The 16816-nt window shown below is 65.6% G+C and carries 14 protein-coding genes; 5 read left to right on the top strand and 9 right to left on the bottom strand.

The genetic code is table 11. From position 1 onward, the window contains the following. Window positions 1–6 precede the first annotated feature (6 nt). Complete coding sequence (locus tag ABT375_RS04345; RefSeq protein ID WP_416464235.1) at window positions 7–2679, bottom strand: hypothetical protein; 2673 nt, start codon at window positions 2677–2679, stop codon at window positions 7–9. Window positions 2680–2759: 80 nt separating this feature from the next. Between ABT375_RS04345 and ABT375_RS04340 the strand changes: the two genes are divergently transcribed. From ABT375_RS04340 to ABT375_RS04325, 4 genes are all read left to right on the top strand, one after another. Beyond that, the gene (locus ABT375_RS04340) at window positions 2760–3062 is read left to right on the top strand and encodes an Hpt domain-containing protein (protein WP_224546109.1); all 303 of its coding nucleotides are present in this window, start codon (window positions 2760–2762) and stop codon (window positions 3060–3062) included. A gap of 89 nt (window positions 3063–3151) precedes the next feature. Beyond that, window positions 3152–4318 (top strand): hypothetical protein, encoded by a 1167-nt coding sequence (locus ABT375_RS04335; protein WP_261934530.1) that lies wholly within the window; start codon window positions 3152–3154, stop codon window positions 4316–4318. Window positions 4319–4364: 46 nt separating this feature from the next. Further along, entirely contained in the window at window positions 4365–5465 is a 1101-nt protein-coding gene (locus ABT375_RS04330) for a DUF2336 domain-containing protein (RefSeq protein ID WP_224546111.1), read from the top strand. Next, the gene (locus tag ABT375_RS04325; RefSeq protein ID WP_416464234.1) at window positions 5462–6844 is read left to right on the top strand and encodes a sensor histidine kinase; all 1383 of its coding nucleotides are present in this window, start codon (window positions 5462–5464) and stop codon (window positions 6842–6844) included. Before ABT375_RS04330 ends, ABT375_RS04325 begins: the two co-directional genes overlap by 4 nt. Before the next feature lie 93 nt (window positions 6845–6937). Here the strand turns inward: ABT375_RS04325 and gltA are convergent, their stop codons facing one another. After that, a complete protein-coding gene (gene gltA, locus ABT375_RS04320; RefSeq protein ID WP_261934531.1) occupies window positions 6938–8224 on the bottom strand; it encodes a citrate synthase in 1287 nt (428 codons plus the stop codon). Window positions 8225–8244: 20 nt separating this feature from the next. Next, window positions 8245–9666, bottom strand: a complete 1422-nt coding sequence (gene gltX, locus ABT375_RS04315) for a glutamate--tRNA ligase (RefSeq protein WP_416464848.1) — start codon at window positions 9664–9666, stop codon at window positions 8245–8247. A 69-nt stretch (window positions 9667–9735) separates the two neighbouring features. Between gltX and ABT375_RS04310 the strand changes: the two genes are divergently transcribed. Further along, complete coding sequence (locus tag ABT375_RS04310; protein WP_416464233.1) at window positions 9736–11877, top strand: ComEC/Rec2 family competence protein; 2142 nt, start codon at window positions 9736–9738, stop codon at window positions 11875–11877. Here ABT375_RS04310 and lexA read toward each other — a convergent pair. From lexA to ABT375_RS04280, 6 genes are all read right to left on the bottom strand, one after another. After that, window positions 11868–12545, bottom strand: a complete 678-nt coding sequence (gene lexA, locus ABT375_RS04305; protein WP_261934539.1) for a transcriptional repressor LexA — start codon at window positions 12543–12545, stop codon at window positions 11868–11870. The two genes, ABT375_RS04310 and lexA, sit on opposite strands and share 10 nt — an antisense overlap. Window positions 12546–12614: 69 nt before the next feature. Next, entirely contained in the window at window positions 12615–13796 is a 1182-nt protein-coding gene (gene glp / locus ABT375_RS04300; RefSeq protein ID WP_416464232.1) for a gephyrin-like molybdotransferase Glp, read from the bottom strand. Continuing rightward, on the bottom strand, window positions 13793–14266 hold the full coding sequence (moaC, locus tag ABT375_RS04295) for a cyclic pyranopterin monophosphate synthase MoaC (protein WP_261934541.1): 474 nt from the start codon (window positions 14264–14266) through the stop codon (window positions 13793–13795). Before moaC ends, glp begins: the two co-directional genes overlap by 4 nt. After that, window positions 14263–15054 (bottom strand): indole-3-glycerol phosphate synthase TrpC, encoded by a 792-nt coding sequence (trpC, locus tag ABT375_RS04290; RefSeq protein ID WP_224546118.1) that lies wholly within the window; start codon window positions 15052–15054, stop codon window positions 14263–14265. The genes moaC and trpC overlap by 4 nt, the downstream gene beginning before the upstream one ends. After that, a complete protein-coding gene (gene trpD, locus ABT375_RS04285) occupies window positions 15051–16043 on the bottom strand; it encodes an anthranilate phosphoribosyltransferase (RefSeq protein ID WP_261934543.1) in 993 nt (330 codons plus the stop codon). The genes trpC and trpD overlap by 4 nt, the downstream gene beginning before the upstream one ends. 157 nt (window positions 16044–16200) lie before the next feature. Then, window positions 16201–16791, bottom strand: a complete 591-nt coding sequence (locus tag ABT375_RS04280) for an anthranilate synthase component II (protein WP_416464231.1) — start codon at window positions 16789–16791, stop codon at window positions 16201–16203. Window positions 16792–16816 lie beyond the last annotated feature (25 nt).

Below are 16816 nucleotides of genomic sequence, written 5' to 3'. Positions count from 1 at the left end.
CAGAAGTTACTGCCGCAGTCGTTCGATCGCCTGTGCGAGAGCGACATACAGCTTGCCCATGTCGGACGACAGGACAGCAACGCCCAGCGCATTGCCGTCGCGCGCCGACAGGATGATCCGCAGCATCGCCTCGAAATCATGGATATAGCGATTCACATGATCGCGAAACTCGGCGTCATTGTCATAATGGAGCGCGATTTCCCGCGATTCGCCCGCATCCAGCAACTTCACCGCGCGGCGGGTAAAGACACCGCGATCGCCCTTCAAATAAGCCGACCAGGCCGAGTCGGTGACATCGTTGGACAGTATCTTGGCGACGTCGATCGCCGTGCTATTGAGCGATTCGATCAGCAAGGCGGATCGCCGCGCGAAATGATCGCGATCGCGGCTTTCCGATGCGCGTTCCGCTTCCTCGATCCGCTGTTCGACGCTGGCGCTTGTGTCGGCGATCGTCAGCAACTGGCGGGTGAGGCGTTCGGATGCCTGATGCGCCGCCTTGACCGCTTCTTCCGCAACCCGCGCAACCTGTTCGATCTGCGCCGTCACCTTTTCGCCGATCACGGCCTGTAGAGCTTCGTCGCTGGCCTGCGCCAATTGCTGCGCGGCATCGGGAATGGCGCGGCCCAGCGCCTGACGTGCGCGTTCCGCCGCCTGATCGGCCGTATCCTTGACCCGCAGCAGCGCTGTCACCAGCAATGGCCCGGCGCCTTCGGTAATGCGTGTCGCGTCCTGATGCGCGGCGTCGAGCGTCGTGCGCAGGCGCTCCACCAGCCCGCGATTCGCTTCCAATCCGCCTTGCGTACTCTCCAGCCACTCGGTCAGGCGGCTGCCCTGGCCACGCAACATTTCCTCGGCTTCCGCGGTGCGGCCCACCAGCGCTTCGGAAATCGCCTCCAACCGCTCCATTTCGGGTGCGGTGCTGCCCAGCAGGGTTCGGCTCTGCTCCAGTCGGGCATCGAATCGTTCGAGCGCGGCGGGATAGGTTTCGTCCAGCTCCCGCACACTCGAATCGAGCGCGACCAGCAAGGTTTCGGCGCATCCGATCAGCTTTTCCGCGGTCATGCCGCCCGCCGACAGCGCCTTGTCGATTCGCAGCGTTTCATCGGTCATGCGGACGAGCGCGCCGGTCAGGCGTTCGCCGCGCGCCAGAGCGCTGTCCTCCAGTGCGGCGAAGCGGCCTTCGGTCGAAGCGATGGTGTCGTGCAGGCTGCTATGCAGGCTCGACATCAGGCTACGCTGGCCTTCGATCATGTCGTTGACCTGATGCAGGCGGCTTTCGACGTCGCCGATCGAATCGCTGAGGCCGGCAACGGTGTCGTCTCCAATCGCGGTCAGGCTGTCGCGCGAGCGGGCGATCAAGGCGTCGAGTGTCGCCGCCTGGCTGGTCAGGCCGCCGTCGGTGACGGCGAGCGTTTCCTGCGCCTGCTGCAACGCAATGTCGAGGCGGCGGCGCAGGTCCGTTTCCATCGACTCCATGTCGCGCTCGAATAGGATAAGCGCTTCTTCGCTTGCGCCGCTAGTGCCGGTCCGGGCCGCAGCCACCAGCGCTTCCAACGCTTCGGTACGACGGGACAAGGCCTCGTCGGTGGACGCCATGGCGTCCTTCATTCTGGCCAATGCGCTGTCCATGCGTGCGCGTAAGTCATGTTCGGCGCTATCAAGATCATGGGTCAGCGTCTGGCGGACCTGCACGCTGGTTTCGGCCATGCCGGTCTGCGCTGCCTCGACCAGCGTGTTCAGAGCCGTGGCATGGGCTTCCAGATCTTGGCGACTGCGATCCATCGCCTGTCGCGCGCTCTGGGCGGTAGCGTCGATCCGGCCTGCAGCGATCTCGGCCATGCCGGTGACCTCCTCGGTCGCTGTTCGGGTCGTTTCCTGCAATTGCGTCAACTGGCTGGACAGGCTCTTGGTAGCGGAAAGTGTTCGCGCGCGCGCGTCATCGGACAGTTCGGCAAGGGCGTGGAGACGGGCCTCCAGCGTGTCGATCCGTTCGGCCAGCGCATGGCCATTGTCCATCATCTGCGCCGTCATGCGGCCGGTGCGGTCCTCCAGTTCGGGGATCGATCCAACCAGCATGTCCATCCGCGCCACCAGCGCCATCGCGGCGCGCTCGGCCGTTTCCGCCCGCTCGGCCGTGGTGTGGGCGCGCGCGGCGATCAGTTCAGCGGATGCTTCCATATTGCTGCTGGCGGCCGCGCCATAGCTGTCGAGCAATTCCGCCTGGTCCTGCATCGCCTGCCGCGCGGTCTCCAACTGACTGCTGATACGGCCCAGGCGCAGTTCCAGCAGGTCCGCCTCGGTACGTAGCGCACGCGCGGTGTCGAGATAGCGACGCGATTCGGCGCGGCTGTTGCGGACCAGCAGCATATAGCCCACGCCCAGGAGGATCAGGGGAATGGCGAGCGTGACGATGGCGTTGGCCCAGGCGAACGGACCTGCGGCCAGATCGCCGGAGGTTGCGATCGCCCAGCCAGCAAAGCCGATCCAGCCGACCGCCAGAACCAGCAGACCCCAGCGAATGCGCTTTATCGTGCCGTCGCCGGCATCTTCCGCCGCATCATTCTCGTCAATATCGAGAACGGCTTGTTTCAAAAGCAAAATGTCGTCCGTCTGCGACTCGTTGCCGGTCGCGGTTTGTTCGTCTCGCCAGAACTCGACGATGGTGCTGCCCCCTGTCATGTCATCATCCTAGCATCTTTTCCGCCGACGCAAATGCCCTGTTACCAAAACTTAACGCAAGCCCGATAGCGTCTGTCGCCATGTCCTATGATCCTGGCGCCCTTCATGCCGCATTGGCCGCCGCCGTCGGCGAAGACAGCGCGCTGATCGCAGACCTGCGGGTCGCTTTCCTGGAAAGTGCTGCGCGACAGCTCGACCTGCTGGGCCGGGCACGCTGCGACGCCAATTGGGAGCTCGCCGCCTGGCGGCTCAAGGGATTGGCGGCCAGCTTCGGCCTCACCGCATTGATGGCGCTGGCCGACGAGGCGGCCGCCGCTGCGCCTGGCGATCCGCGCGTGCTTCGTCGTCTCCAAGCGGCGCTGGCGGGGCTCGATCAAACTTGATCGGCCGCCGCTGAAAGCCTTGCTTGCGCGAAGCGCTCCGCCTTGCGAAAAGGTCGCCGCACAACAATCGGGTCCACAAGCGTAACGACATGAGTTTCGCCGCTATTCTGAGCGCCAGTCGCGCATCGGGCGATTCGCCCGCGGGTTTGCGCGCGAGCCTGTATTTTGCCGGTCAGACGCTGGTCGAGTATCAGGCGCGGCAGGCGGCCCATGCAGGCGCCGATCGAATCATGATCCTGGTGAGTGTCATCACCCCGGCCCTGTCGCAGGCCGTCGACCGTCTGAGCGCCGACGGCATCGCCGTGGCGCTGGTGCGGGATATGGTGTCGATGGTGCGCGATGCGCCACGCGATAGCGACGTACTGCTGGTGGCGGATGGTGCAATAGTATCACAGTCGCATTTCGACGGCATCGGCGCGGCCCAGGGCAACGCCATGCTGGTGACGGACGACAGCCGCGCCAGTGCGCCGTTCGAACGGATCGACGCGGGGCAACGCTGGGCGGGCCTGGCGCGGATCAGTCCGGACTTGCTTTTCGGCACGCTCGACATGATCGGGGACTGGGATCTGGCGCTGACTTTGGTGCGCACGGCGGTGCAAAAGGGCGCCAGACGGATCACCGTGCCGCAGGACGATCTGCTGGAAGGGCGGGTCGCCCTGGTCGAGAGCCAGGCGCAGGCCGACTTGGTCGCGCAGGCTGTGACCGCAGCCGGATCATCGCGCGCTCATTCGCGTGGTGGCATCGAACATTATCTGCTGGCGCCGTTGGCCCGAATCGTCAGCCCGACGCTGATGCGGATGCAGGTCCCGGCGCTGCAGGTGCGGATCGCTGCCATCGCGCTGGGCGCCGTGGCGCTGGTGCCGATCGAACTGGGCTGGGCGCTGACTGGATTCTGCCTGTTGATGGGTGCTTTGCTACTGTCGGAAATCAGCGACCGGCTGGGCGATCTGGCGCTGCGGACGCCGCTCATGGGATGGTTCGCCTTCTGCGCGCCGGCGACCGTGCTGGCAGGGATGGTCTTTGCCGGTGGCACGACCTTGGCCGCCGATCTGGCGCTGCTGCTCGGCATCCTGATGGTGGCCGATCGCTGGGGGCGAACCGCGGCGGCGCGGTCGTGGATGATCTTCACGCCCGGTACGGCGCTGCTGTTGCTGATCCTGACGGGCTTTGTCGGCCTGATGGCGGAAGGCTTCCGTGTCGCCATTTTGCTAGCGATCGCGTCGGTCGGCGCCATTCTGCTGCGCAAGAGCGACTGAGCAATTTTCCCCGGCACGGTTTAGTGCATTTTAAGGACGTGCGATTATGCTGACCGGCATGAACGCCTATTCGTCCCTTACCGGTACGGCCATGGCGGGCAGCTGGCCAATGGCGCGGGTCATGGCCGGCTTGTCCGCCGTGCCGGTCGGCCATGCCATCGATCTGGCGATTTTCTTTCCCGAAGAAGGACACACGCGCCACGATGCCCTGATCGCCGAGACGCGTCGCCATGTCGGCGGATGCATCACCGCGATCGAGATGGCCCTGCGCCTGTCGCTGGCACATGCGCCCGATGTCGCCGCGGCGCTGGACCGGTGGCCGGCTCCGGTAGCCTGGTCGATGGTGCGTGCGCATCCCAGCCTGCTCGGGCCCGGACTGCTGGCGCATATGCAGATGCGCGCTGGCGTCACGATGATGCTTCGCCAGTTTGGACAGGCCGATGTCGAACAACTGGAAGAAATCGATGGGGCCTCGGCGCTTTCGATCGACGATCCTTTGCTGGGCGACGCCTTGTCGGGGCTGACGCTGGCCGAGGCACGGTGGGTTGCCGCCGGCGGGGAAGACGCGCCGATGAAGCCCGACCTTCCCGCCGAACATTTCGCCGAACTGATGTGGATGGTCGCTGCGTGCCTGACCGTCGTGGCGCAGCGGACCATGGTCGATGGCGACGATCGGCTGCTGGCGGCCTTCGACCGGTCCGGCTGGGCATTGATGGCCGATCATGACGAGGCAGCATGTCCGATCGTTCAGGCGGATCGATTAGTGCGTCGCATGGGGGAAGAGGCCGACGCGCCCGACCTGTTGGGCCATTTGCTGGAACGACGACGGTTCCTGCTGTTTGCTGCGGTCATCGCGCGGCAGCTCCGGCTGGAGAGCGTCCAGGTGGTCGAAATGCTGGTGATGGGATCACTGTCGCAGGTCGCTATCTTGTGCCGGGCGCTGGGCGGGTCGGGTGCCGATTATCGGCATTTGCTGCTGGCGTTGCGCCCGGTGCGTCCGTCGCTGTCCGATGTGGCGATCGTGACCGAGGCGGATCGCTATCACGCGTTGAGTCAGGAACAGGCCGACAATGTGGTCGCCGCCCTGCGGACATCGGCCGCCTTGCGTGCGAAACTGGACCATCTGCGCGCAGTGGCCCCCCTGTGAACATGCCGTCCCGTCCCGGCATTCTTCGCGCGGCCTTGTCGGCCGACGGCCGTTTGCTGAGCGCAGACGCGCCGCTGCTGGCGCTGCAAAGAGAGGCCGGCGCGGATCTTGGTGCGCCGTTCGCGGTGCCGCAATTGATGGCGATTGCCAGACTGGCGGCGCGGCTGGGCGTTCTGGTGTCGCGGCCGGTCGTGGCGGCGGCGCAGCGCGGCGACATCGATATGTGGGTGCGGGCCGAGCCGGAAAGCGACAAGGGCGTCAGTCTGTCGGTCGTGGACTGGCGTGAACGGCCAGCCGCGCCGCTACCACCCGACGATGGCAGACGCGAAGCCGATATGGCGGCGTTGGCCGATGGCTGGACCTGGCAGATCGACACCCAATTGCGGTTCCAGATGGTGTTGGCGGGAAATGGCGACAGCGGTGCGCTGCCGACCAACCCGCCCGTGCCGGGAGCGCGCTTTTCCAGCTACTTCCAGCTGGAAGCGGATAGCGACGGCGACATGGCCATGCTTCGCGGCTTTGCCCAGCGATGCGCGTTTCGCGATCAGCGGGCGGTGATGGCGAGCGATATGGCGCGCCGTTTTCGACTGTCGGCTTTTCCGATGTTCGATCATGGCGGACAATTGACCGGCTATCGTGGCACCGCCTTCCCACTGGAAAGAGCGGTGGTCGCGCCTTTGGCGGAAGATGCGCCGCTGACCTTGTATCCTGTCGAGTTCGGGCGACGGCTCGATCGCTCGCTGCGACAGCCTCTGGGCCGCATCATCGCAAACGCCGATACGATCAGCGCTCAGCTCGAAGGGCCGCTCCGCCCTGATTATGCCGGCTATGCCAACGACATTGCGGCCGCGGGCCGGCATCTTATGGCGCTGGTCGACGATCTGGCTGATTTGCAGGCAATCGATCGCCCGGATTTCAGCGTCGTCGCCGAAGAAGTCGACCTGGCCGATCTGGGGCGCCGGGCCGCGGGCTTGCTGGCGGTCAAGGCGCTGGATCGACGGATCACCATCGTCGCGCCAGCCCCTGATGCGAGCTTGCTGGCGATGGGGGAATTTCGCCGGATACTCCAGATATTGGTCAATCTGATCGGCAATGCCGTGCGCTATTCGCCGGAAGGAACGCAGGTGCGAATCGCGACCGAATGGGAAAGCGGTCAGGCGCGCATCGCTGTGATCGACCAGGGCGCGGGTGTCGCACCGGCCGATCGCGAGCGCATTTTCGAGAAATTCGAGCGGCTGGGGCGCGACGATGCTGGGGGCAGCGGGCTTGGCCTCTATATCTCCCGCCGCCTCGCCCGGGCGATGAATGGCGACATTCGCATTGGCGGAGCGCCGGGCGAGGGGGCGCGCTTCATCCTGTCGCTGCCGGTCGGGGGCTGATCTGGCGGCCGCACGGTTTCAAGGCGGGGCATCGCCATAAAAAACGGCGCCCAATGAGCGCCGTTCTTCATAACAATATTGGTCCGCTGGCGATCAGCGCTTGTCGACCGCGACATAGTCGCGCTGCGTCGGGCCGGTATAGAGCTGACGCGGACGACCGATCTTCTGCGCCGGGTCGGAAATCATTTCGTTCCACTGCGCGACCCAGCCGACGGTACGGGCGAGCGCGAAGAGCACGGTGAACATTTCGGTCGGGAAGCCGATTGCCGACAGGATCACGCCCGAATAGAAATCGACATTCGGGTAGAGCTTCTTTTCGACGAAATAGGGATCGTTGAGCGCGATCTGCTCCAGTTCCTTGGCGACGTCGAAAACGGGGTCGTTGACGCCCAGCTTCTCCAGCACGTCCTTCGCGGTCTTCTGCATCACGGTCGCGCGGGGATCGTAATTTTTGTAGACGCGGTGGCCAAAGCCCATCAGGCGGAACGGATCGTCCTTGTTCTTGGCGCGGGCGATATATTCGGGGATGCGATCGACAGTGCCGATTTCGCGCAGCATGTTGAGCGCGGCTTCGTTGGCGCCGCCATGCGCCGGGCCCCAGAGGCAGGCTATGCCGGCCGCGATGCAGGCGAACGGGTTGGCGCCCGACGAACCGGCAAGACGCACGGTCGAGGTCGATGCATTCTGCTCATGATCGGCGTGCAGGATGAAGATCTTGTCCATCGCGTCCACGATCACCGGATCGGGGATATAATCCTCCGCCGGGACCGAGAAGGTCATGCGCAGGAAATTGGCGGTGTAGCTCAGGTCGTTACGCGGATAGACGAAAGGCTGACCGACCGAATATTTATACGCCATGGCGGCGATCGTCGGCATCTTGGCGATCAGGCGGTGGCTGGCGATGCGGCGCTGTTCCGGATCGTTGATGTCGGTGGAGTCATGATAGAAGGCCGACAGAGCGCCGACCACGCCGACCATGATCGCCATCGGGTGCGCATCGCGACGGAAGCCGCGGAAAAATGCCGACAACTGTTCATGCACCATGGTGTGGCGCGTGATCGTGGTGGTGAAGTCTTCCAGCTCCTTCTGCGACGGCAGTTCGCCGTTCAGCAGCAGGTAGCAGACTTCCATGAAGCTGGATTCTTCGGCCAGCTGGCCGATCGGATAGCCGCGATGGAGCAAAATACCTGCGTCACCGTCGATATAGGTCAGGCCGGATTCGCAGCTTGCGGTAGAAGTGAAGCCCGGATCATAGGTGAACATGCCGGTGTTGGCATAGAGCTTGCGAACGTCGATGACCTGCGGGCCGACCGTGCCGTCCATGACGGCATAGTCCTTGCTGTCTCCCCCAACGGTCAAATTGGCTGTGTTATCCGACATGTTTTTCTCCTTGTACGTCATCAACCGGCTGCTGCGTGCCCTGCGTCAGCCAATCGTTCCAAGCTCCCCTCTTTCCCCAGCAGGAAGAGGACATCAAAAATGCCCGGCGAGGTCGTGCGACCGGTGAGCGCCGCACGAAGCGGTTGCGCCACCTTGCCCAGTCCCAGGTCGGCATCCTCTGCCACGCGGCGTATCACGTCTTCGATCGCTTCAACCGTCCAGGACTGGACGGACTGGAGAGCGTCGGCTGTCTTATCGAGCAGCGCGCGCGCGGAGTCGTCTAGCAGAGCGGTAGCCTTCTCGTCAAAATCGAGCGGGCAACTTTTGAACAGAAATTCTGCTCCCTCCGCAATTTCATTAAGGTTCTTGGCCCGCGGCTTCAGCGAAGCCATAGCTTCCGTTAGCAGTGACAGATTGGTATCCGATATAGCGATTTCAAGCCGCTTTTCGATCCGTGGCGCCACCAGCGCGGCGAGGCGCGCGTCGTCGGCTTCGCGGATATAATGGCCGTTGAGATTTTCCAGCTTCTTGATATCGAAGCGCGACGGCGAGCGGCCGACGCCGCCGACATCGAACAGGTCGATGGCGCGGGCGATCGGGATGATCTCCTCGTCGCCATGGCCCCAACCCAGCCGCAGAAGATAGTTGAGCACCGCTTCGGGCAGCATCCCCATTTCGTCGCGATAGGCGTCCACACCCAGCGCGCCGTGACGCTTCGACAGCTTCGCGCCATCCGATCCGTGGATCAGCGGGATATGGGCGTAGATCGGCTCTTCCCAACCCATCGCCTTGATGATGCTGAGCTGGCGGAAGGCGTTGTTGAGATGATCGTCGCCGCGGATGACGTGAGTGACGCCCATGTCATGATCGTCGACGACGACGGCCAGCATATAGGTAGGCGTACCGTCGGAGCGAAGCAGGATCATGTCGTCCAGCTCGGCATTCTGCACGACCACGCGCCCCTGCACCGCGTCCTCGATCACGGTCTCGCCTTCGCGCGGCGCCTTGATGCGGATCACGAAGGGCGCACCTTCCGGCGCATCTTCGGGCGCGCGGTCGCGCCAGCGGCCGTCATAGCGCATGGGCTGCTTGGCGGCGCGCTGCTGTTCGCGCAGCTCGGCCAGTTCCTCGGGCGTCGCATAGCAGCGATAGGCGTGGCCAGCTTCCAGAAGCTGGTTGGCGACTTCTGCATGGCGCGGCGTGCGTTCGAACTGGAAGACAGCGGGTTCGTCGCCGCCCAGGCCCAGCCAGTCCAGACCGTCGAAAATCGCGGCCACGGCTTCTTCTGTGGAGCGGGCGCGATCGGTATCCTCGATCCGCAGCAGGAACTTGCCGCCATGGTGGCGCGCGAACAGCCAGTTGAACAGCGCGGTGCGCGCGCCGCCGATATGCAGGAACCCGGTTGGGGACGGGGCGAAACGGGTCACCACCGGCTTGTTCATTCCCGTTGCACTTGCCGTCATATTCCCTGACATTCGCCTAGCTGACCCATGGATGCTGCGCCCCCTAGCATGGCTTTTGAGCCACGACAAACCTCCCTTGGCGGGAGGCCGGCGGCGTTGGCGCGTGTGCGGCTGGACCGGCTCGAACGCTGGCTGGAACGCGAGCGCGAACAGATCGGATTATGGGTGCCGATCGCGCTGGGTGGCGGGATCGCCGCCTGGTTCATCCTGCCCCATGCCATGGCCTGGCTGGCCTTTTGCTGCGGCACGCTGGCGATGGCCTGTATCGGGGCGATGTTGCCGGTGGGCGGGCGGTTGCGGCGGATGATGGTCGTGGGTGCAATCCTGGCTTGCATGGGGTGCCTGCTGGTCTGGGGGAAGGCGATGCTGTGGGGCCAGCCGCCGCTTGTCCGGGCGACCTTCGTGCAAATGACGGGCGATGTTGTCGCGATCCGCCCCGTTCCGGCGCAGGCTATGGTGCGCGTCATGCTGCGCCCGGTCGACGCACCCGATCTGCCGGCCGTCATACGGGTGAATATCGCCGACGCGGATGTGCCAGCGGGGCTGGGTGAGGGCGCGCGGCTACGCTTTCGCGTGCGCTTGATGCCGCCCGCGCCGCCGAGCGTTCCGGGCGGCTATGATTTTGCGGCGCGCGCCTATTTCCAGGGGATCGGCGCGACGGGCAAGGCGCTGAAGCCGGTTGAGATAGTGATCCCATCCACTGCCTCGCCGCCGCTGCGGGCGCAGTTGTTCGGCCATATATTGGAGCAAGTGGACGGTCCCGCCGAAGGGATCGCCGCCGCTCTGGCGACCGGGGACCAAGGCGCGATTCCCGAAGCCGATGCGGAGGCGATGCGGCGCAGCGGACTGGCGCATCTTCTGTCGATCAGTGGGTTGCATGTGACGGCGCTGATCGGCGCGGTCATCTTCCTGTTGATGCGGGTGATGGCCCTGAGCCAGCGAGCGGCGCTGGGTTGGCCACTCATGTTGATCGCGGCGGCGGGCGGCGCGCTGGCCGGGATCGGCTATACGTTGCTGACCGGGGCGGAGGTGCCGACGGTGCGGTCCTGCGTCGCCGCCCTGCTGGTGCTGGGCGGGCTGGCCATGGGACGGGACGCGGTGACCTTGCGTCTGGTGGCGACCGGCGCGCTGGTGGTGTTATTTCTGTGGCCCGAAGCACTGGTCGGGCCGAGCTTTCAGATGAGCTTCGCCGCTGTGACGGCGCTGGTGGCGCTGGCCGAGCATCCCCGTTTCCGAACCTTTGCCGCCGCGCGAGACGAGGGTGCGCTTCGTCGGATTGCACGCGGCCTGGCGGTTACGCTGGCGACTGGCATCGCTGTCGAACTGGTGCTGATGCCGATCGCGCTGTTCCATTTTCACAAGGCGGGGCTGCTCGGCGCCTTCGCCAATCTGATCGCGATTCCGCTCACCACCTTCGTCGTCATGCCGCTGGAGGCGCTGGCGCTCGTGCTGGATGTCGCGGGCTTGGGCGCGCCTTTCTGGTGGTTGACGCAGCAGGCGCTGAACCTGTTGCTGTTACTGGCCCATGGCGTGGCGGCCAGCCCGATGGCGACATTGCTGGCGCCGACCATGGGCATGGGGCTATTCGGTATCACGGTCGTCGGGCTGCTCTGGTGCCTGTTGTGGCGGACGGGGTGGCGATGGCTGGGACTTGCGCCGGTGCTGATCGGCGTGGCGGTCACCTTTACCGCCGCGCCGCCCGATATCCTGATTACCGGCGACGGGCGGCATGTCGCCGTGCGGACGGGAAAGGGCATGGCGATATTGCGCGATCGGGCGGGGGATTATGTGCGGGACGTGCTGTCGGAAAGTGCAGGTTATGACGGCGAACTGGCGGCGATCGCGGATTTGCCGGACGCACGCTGTTCGCGCGATCTGTGCGCTGTCGGCGTGAAGGACGGCAATGGCCGTAGCTGGCGGCTGCTCTTCACCCGCAGCACAGTGCTGATCGAGCGGTCCGACTTCGCCCGCGATTGCGCCGCGGCGGACATCGTCGTCAGCGATCGGGGGCTACCGCGCTGGTGTCATCCGCGCTGGATGAAGATCGACCGCCGGTTGCTGGCACGGACCGGCGGCCTGTCCATCACCCTGGCAAAGGGCGAAGTTCACACCGTCCATCGAGTCGGCGACGCACATCCCTGGATCGTTCGCCCACCCCGTGGATCAGGACGACCCAAATCTCAATTATAGCGGCGCAGCAGCCCTGCCAGCTTGCCCTGGATGCGGACCTGCCGCGGGTCGTAGATCTGCGGTTCATAAGCGGAATTGGCCGGATCGAGCCGGACGCGGCTGCCCTCGCGGCGGAAATATTTGAGCGTGGCTTCCGCTTCGTCGATCAACGCCACGACGATCTGACCTTCGCGCGCGACGTCGGTGCGCTGGATCAGGGCGAAGTCACCGTCGAGAATGCCCGCCTCCATCATCGAATCGCCCGACACTTCCAGCGCATAATGATCGCCCGCACCCAACAGCGCGGCCGGCACGGAGAGCATGGTCTGCCCCTCCATCGCCTCGATCGGCACGCCGGCCGCGATCCGGCCGTGCATCGGGATTTCGATCACGTCATTGGCGGCGATCGGAACAGGCGCCGCGACCTTGGGTTTGAGCGCAACGACTGGCGCGGGCACCGGCGCACGATGCATCGCGTCGGGCAGCTTCAGCACTTCCAGCGCACGGGCGCGATTGGGCAGGCGGCGGATGAACCCGCGCTCCTCCAGGGCATTGATAAGCCGGTGGATGCCGGACTTGGACCGCAGGTCCAGCGCGTCCTTCATTTCCTCGAACGAGGGCGAAACGCCGCCTTCGTCCAATCGGGTCTGAATGAAGCTCAGCAATTCCTGCTGCTTGGGCGTCAACATCGCGGTCCTCCGTGGAACGTATGAGGAACGCATAGGAAACAGATGAAGGTTAGTCAAGCACCGAACATGTCAGGGCATCGGCAGGATCACCACCCGATCGCCCGGTGCGGCCGGTGGCGATCCGGCCGGGCGCAGGATCAGGCAGTCGGCTTTCGCCATGGCGGCGGTGGCGGCGCTGTCCTGCGACGTCACCGACACGATGCCGTCCTGCCCGCGCCAGGCGCGGAGATAATCGTCGCGATCGCCAGTGGTCGGGAGAGGAGAGGCGAGTGGCGCGTCGCTCATGGGCGGAAGCGGATCGCGCGCGCCGCCCAGATGCCGGACCAGCGGGAGCAGGAACAGCGTCGCCGTGACGAAAGCCGAAACGGGATTGCCCGGAAGGCCCAGGAACAGCGTATCGCCGATGCGACCGGCCATCAGCGGTTTGCCCGGCCGCATGTTGATCTTCCAGAAATCGAGCGCACCGCCCGCCTTAATGAAGGCGGGCCGCACCAGATCATGGTCGCCGACGGAGGCGCCCCCGGTCGAGACAATGATGTCCGCCGTCCGCGCCCGATCGAGCGCGGCCGCCATGGCGTCGAGATCGTCCGGTACGATGCCGAGGTCGATGACGGCGCAGGGCAGGGCGGCGAGCAGGGCGGCAAGCATCGGCGCGTTGGAGGAAGGCAGGAAACCCGGCGGCGTCGGGGCGCCGGGCGGCACCAGTTCATTGCCGGTGGAGAGCAAAGCGACCTTCGGCCGCCCACCCACCGGCACGGCGCCATGACCGCCCAGCACGGCCAGCGCGATCTGCGCCGGACCGAGGCGGCTGCCTGCCTCCAGCAACAGGGCGTCCTGCGCAAAGTCGGAGGCGGCGCTACGGACATGGCGGCCGGCGGGCAGCGGATCGGCGCTGGCGGTCAGCCGATCGCCGTCGCGGGCCGCATTTTCCTGGATCAATATGGCGTCGGCACCGGGCGGCAGCGGCGCGCCGGTGAAGATGCGGCTGGCCTCGCCGGGCGGCAAGAGCGGAAGGTTAGCCGTTCCGGCTGCGCTTTCGCCGGTGACGCGCCAGGGACCGGGCGCCTCCGCCGAGCGCACGGCATAGCCGTCCATCGCCGAAAGGTCGGTCCAGGGCTGGTTGCGCAGCGCCGCCAGATCCTGCGCCAGCCAGCGGCCGACGGCGGCGGTTATCGGCACGGTTTCGGTCGCCAGTCGCGGGGCGAGCGCGAACAGGCGCGCCTGCGCTTCGGCCACCGGCAGCAGACTCATGGCGTGCGCCGCCAGTCGCCGGATTTGCCGCCGGTTTTGGCGATCAGGCAGACGCCGCCGATTATCATGGACTTATCCAGCGCCTTGGCCATGTCGTAGACGGTAAGCAGCGCGACGGAGGCCGCGGTCAGCGCCTCCATCTCCACGCCGGTCTGGCCGGCTGTGCGGGCGGTGGCGGTCACGGTGACGCCGCTGTCGTCAAGGGAGAAATCGACTGTCACGGCGCTCAGCGCGATCGGGTGGCAGAGCGGGATAAGGTCGGCGGTGCGCTTGGCGGCCATGATGCCCGCCACGCGCGCCACGGCGAGCACGTCGCCCTTTTTCACCAGGCCGTCAGCGATGGCTCTGGCTGCCGTCACGCTCATGTCGATCCGGCCGGAGGCTATGGCCTCGCGTGCTGTGACCGCCTTGGCCCCGACATCGACCATCCGGGCCGCGCCGTCGTCGTCCAAATGGGTGAGTCCGGTCATGCGCCCGTCAGCAGATTGTGCGTCGCCGCCTCGACATCGGCCTGGCGCATCAGCGTTTCTCCGACCAGGAAGCAGCGCACGCCATGATCGGCCATGGCGACGAGATCGGCATGGCCGGTCAGGCCGCTTTCTGCGACAAAGGTGCAGCCTTCGGGCGCCTTGCCCACCAGTTCATAGGTGCGGGCGAAATCGACGCTGAAATCGCGCAGGTCGCGATTGTTCACGCCGATCAGGCGCGAGCGGAGCTTCAGTGCGCGTTCCAGTTCGGCTTCGTCATGCACCTCGATCAGGGCGTCCATGCCTAGGCCCAGGGCGGCGTCTTCTATTTCCTGCATCTGGCCATCGTCCAGCGCGGCGACGATGATGAGGATCGCGTCGGCGCCGAGCGACCGGCTTTCCAGCACCTGCCAGGGATCGACCAGGAAATCCTTGCGCAACACCGGCAGCGCGCAGGCCGATCGGGCGGCCATCAGATAATCGTCATGACCCTGAAAATAGGGTTCGTCGGTCAGGACGGAGAGGCAGGCGGCGCCACCGGCCGCATAGGCCCGCGCATGGGCGGGCGGATCGAAATCTGCGCGGATCAGCCCTTTGGAGGGACTGGCCTTCTTCACTTCCGCGATCAGGCCGAAACCCGTGCGGGCGGCATTGTCCAGCGCCTGGCGGAAGCCGCGCGGGGGCGTCTGCTCGCTCGCGCGGGCGTGGAGCGCCGACACGCTGGTCGCGGCCCGGCGGCGGGCGACGTCTTCACGCTTGAAATCGCAGATTTCGATCAGCTTGTTGGTCATGTATAGGCAATCCAGCAATTGAGGAGCGCGTTGGCAAGGCCGCGATCGATGGTTTCGGCGGCCTCCTCCACGCCTTCGCGCAGATCGGGGACGGCGTCGGCGACGACAAGCGCTGCGGCCGCGTTGAGCAGCACAGCGTCGCGATAGGCGCCCGGTTCGCCTTGCAGCAGGGCGCGGAGCGCAGCGGCGTTATGGGCGGCATCGCCGCCACGGATCGCCTCGACCGGCTGGGTGGAGAGGCCCAGTTCGGCGGCGGTCAGGCGGTGCATGGCGACGAGGTCATGGCCCTTTACTTCCGCCATGTCGTTGCCGCTGGCGAGCGAGAGTTCATCCAGTCCTTCGTCGCCGGAGATGATCATGGCATGATCGACGCCCAAGTCGGCAAGCGCCTGCGCATAGATGGGGACATAGGCCGGCCGGGCGATGCCGATGAGCTGGCGTCGAACCCTGGCCGGATTGGCGAGCGGCCCCATCAGGTTGAAGATTGTGCGTTCGCCGATCGCCTTGCGGATCGGGCCGAGCCGCTTGAGCGCGGGATGATAATTCTGGGCGAAGAGGAAGCAGATGCCGAGGTCGGCCAGCGTCGCTTCGGCGGTGGCGGCGGCCCGATCGAGGTCGAGGCCCAGCGCTTCCAGCGTATCGGCCGCGCCAGCCTTGGAAGAGGCGGCGCGGTTGCCATGTTTGGCGACGGGCACGCCCGCCGCTGCGACAACGAGCGAGACGGCTGTGGAGACGTTCAGCGTATGATGGCCGTCGCCGCCGGTGCCGCAGACGTCGATCGCGCCGTCGGGCGCGCCGACCGTTATCATGCGCGCCCGCATGGCGCGGGCGGCGGCGGCGATCTCCACCGCGCTTTCGCCCCGGCGCGCCATGGTGACGAGGAAGGCGGCAATGTCCGCTTCGGGAAGGTCGGCGTCGAACAGCAGGTCGAAGGCCTGGGCTGCGGCGTCGGGGGCGAGCGGTAGGGAAGGATCGGGCAGGCGTGTCATCGCCCCTGCCTTAGTCGGCGGGAGGGCGCGGAGTCGAGAGGGCGTGCGTGCCTAGCTTCGCACTTTTCCCGCAGATTTTGAAATTGCGTTTCCTATTATGGCAATATTCGAAAAGCGATCCGCCTATGATAAACCGATCTCCGCCGATAGGAAGGGGTCAGGCCGCTTCGCGCTGACGCACGGGAATACCGGCAATCTCCATGAAATTGGCCAGCATGTCATGGCCATGTTCGGTGGCGATGCTTTCGGGATGGAACTGCACCGAATGGATCGGCAGGGTCGCGTGGCGGAAGCCCATGACCGATCCGTCTTCGCTGGTCGCGTTCACCACCAGGCTGTCGGGAATATCCTCCACGATCAGCGAGTGATAGCGGGTCGCGGTGAAGGGCGAGGGCAGGCCTGCGAACAGGCCGGTGCCGTCATGGGTGACGGGCGAGGTCTTGCCGTGCATCAGCCCGCCGCGCACCACCTTGCCGCCGAAATGCTGGCCGATCGACTGGTGACCCAGGCACACGCCCAGCAGCGGCGCGCCCGCGTCGGCGCAGGCCGCGACGAGGCCCAGGCTGACACCTGCTTCATTGGGGGTGCAGGGACCGGGCGAAAGCAGGAATGCCTTTGCGCCGCTGGACAGGGCCTGGCCCGCCGAAATGGCGTCGTTGCGGACGACCTCCACCTGCGCTCCCAGTTCCATCAGATAATGGACCAGGTTCCAGGTGAAGCTGTCATAATTGTCGATGACGAGGATCATGGGCAGAGCCTTAGCGCGGGATGAG

The organism is Sphingomonas sp. VDB2 (assembly GCF_047946695.1).
Classification (GTDB): Bacteria; Pseudomonadota; Alphaproteobacteria; order Sphingomonadales; family Sphingomonadaceae; genus Sphingobium; species Sphingobium bisphenolicum.
This window is presented reverse-complemented; position numbering and strand designations above follow the sequence as displayed.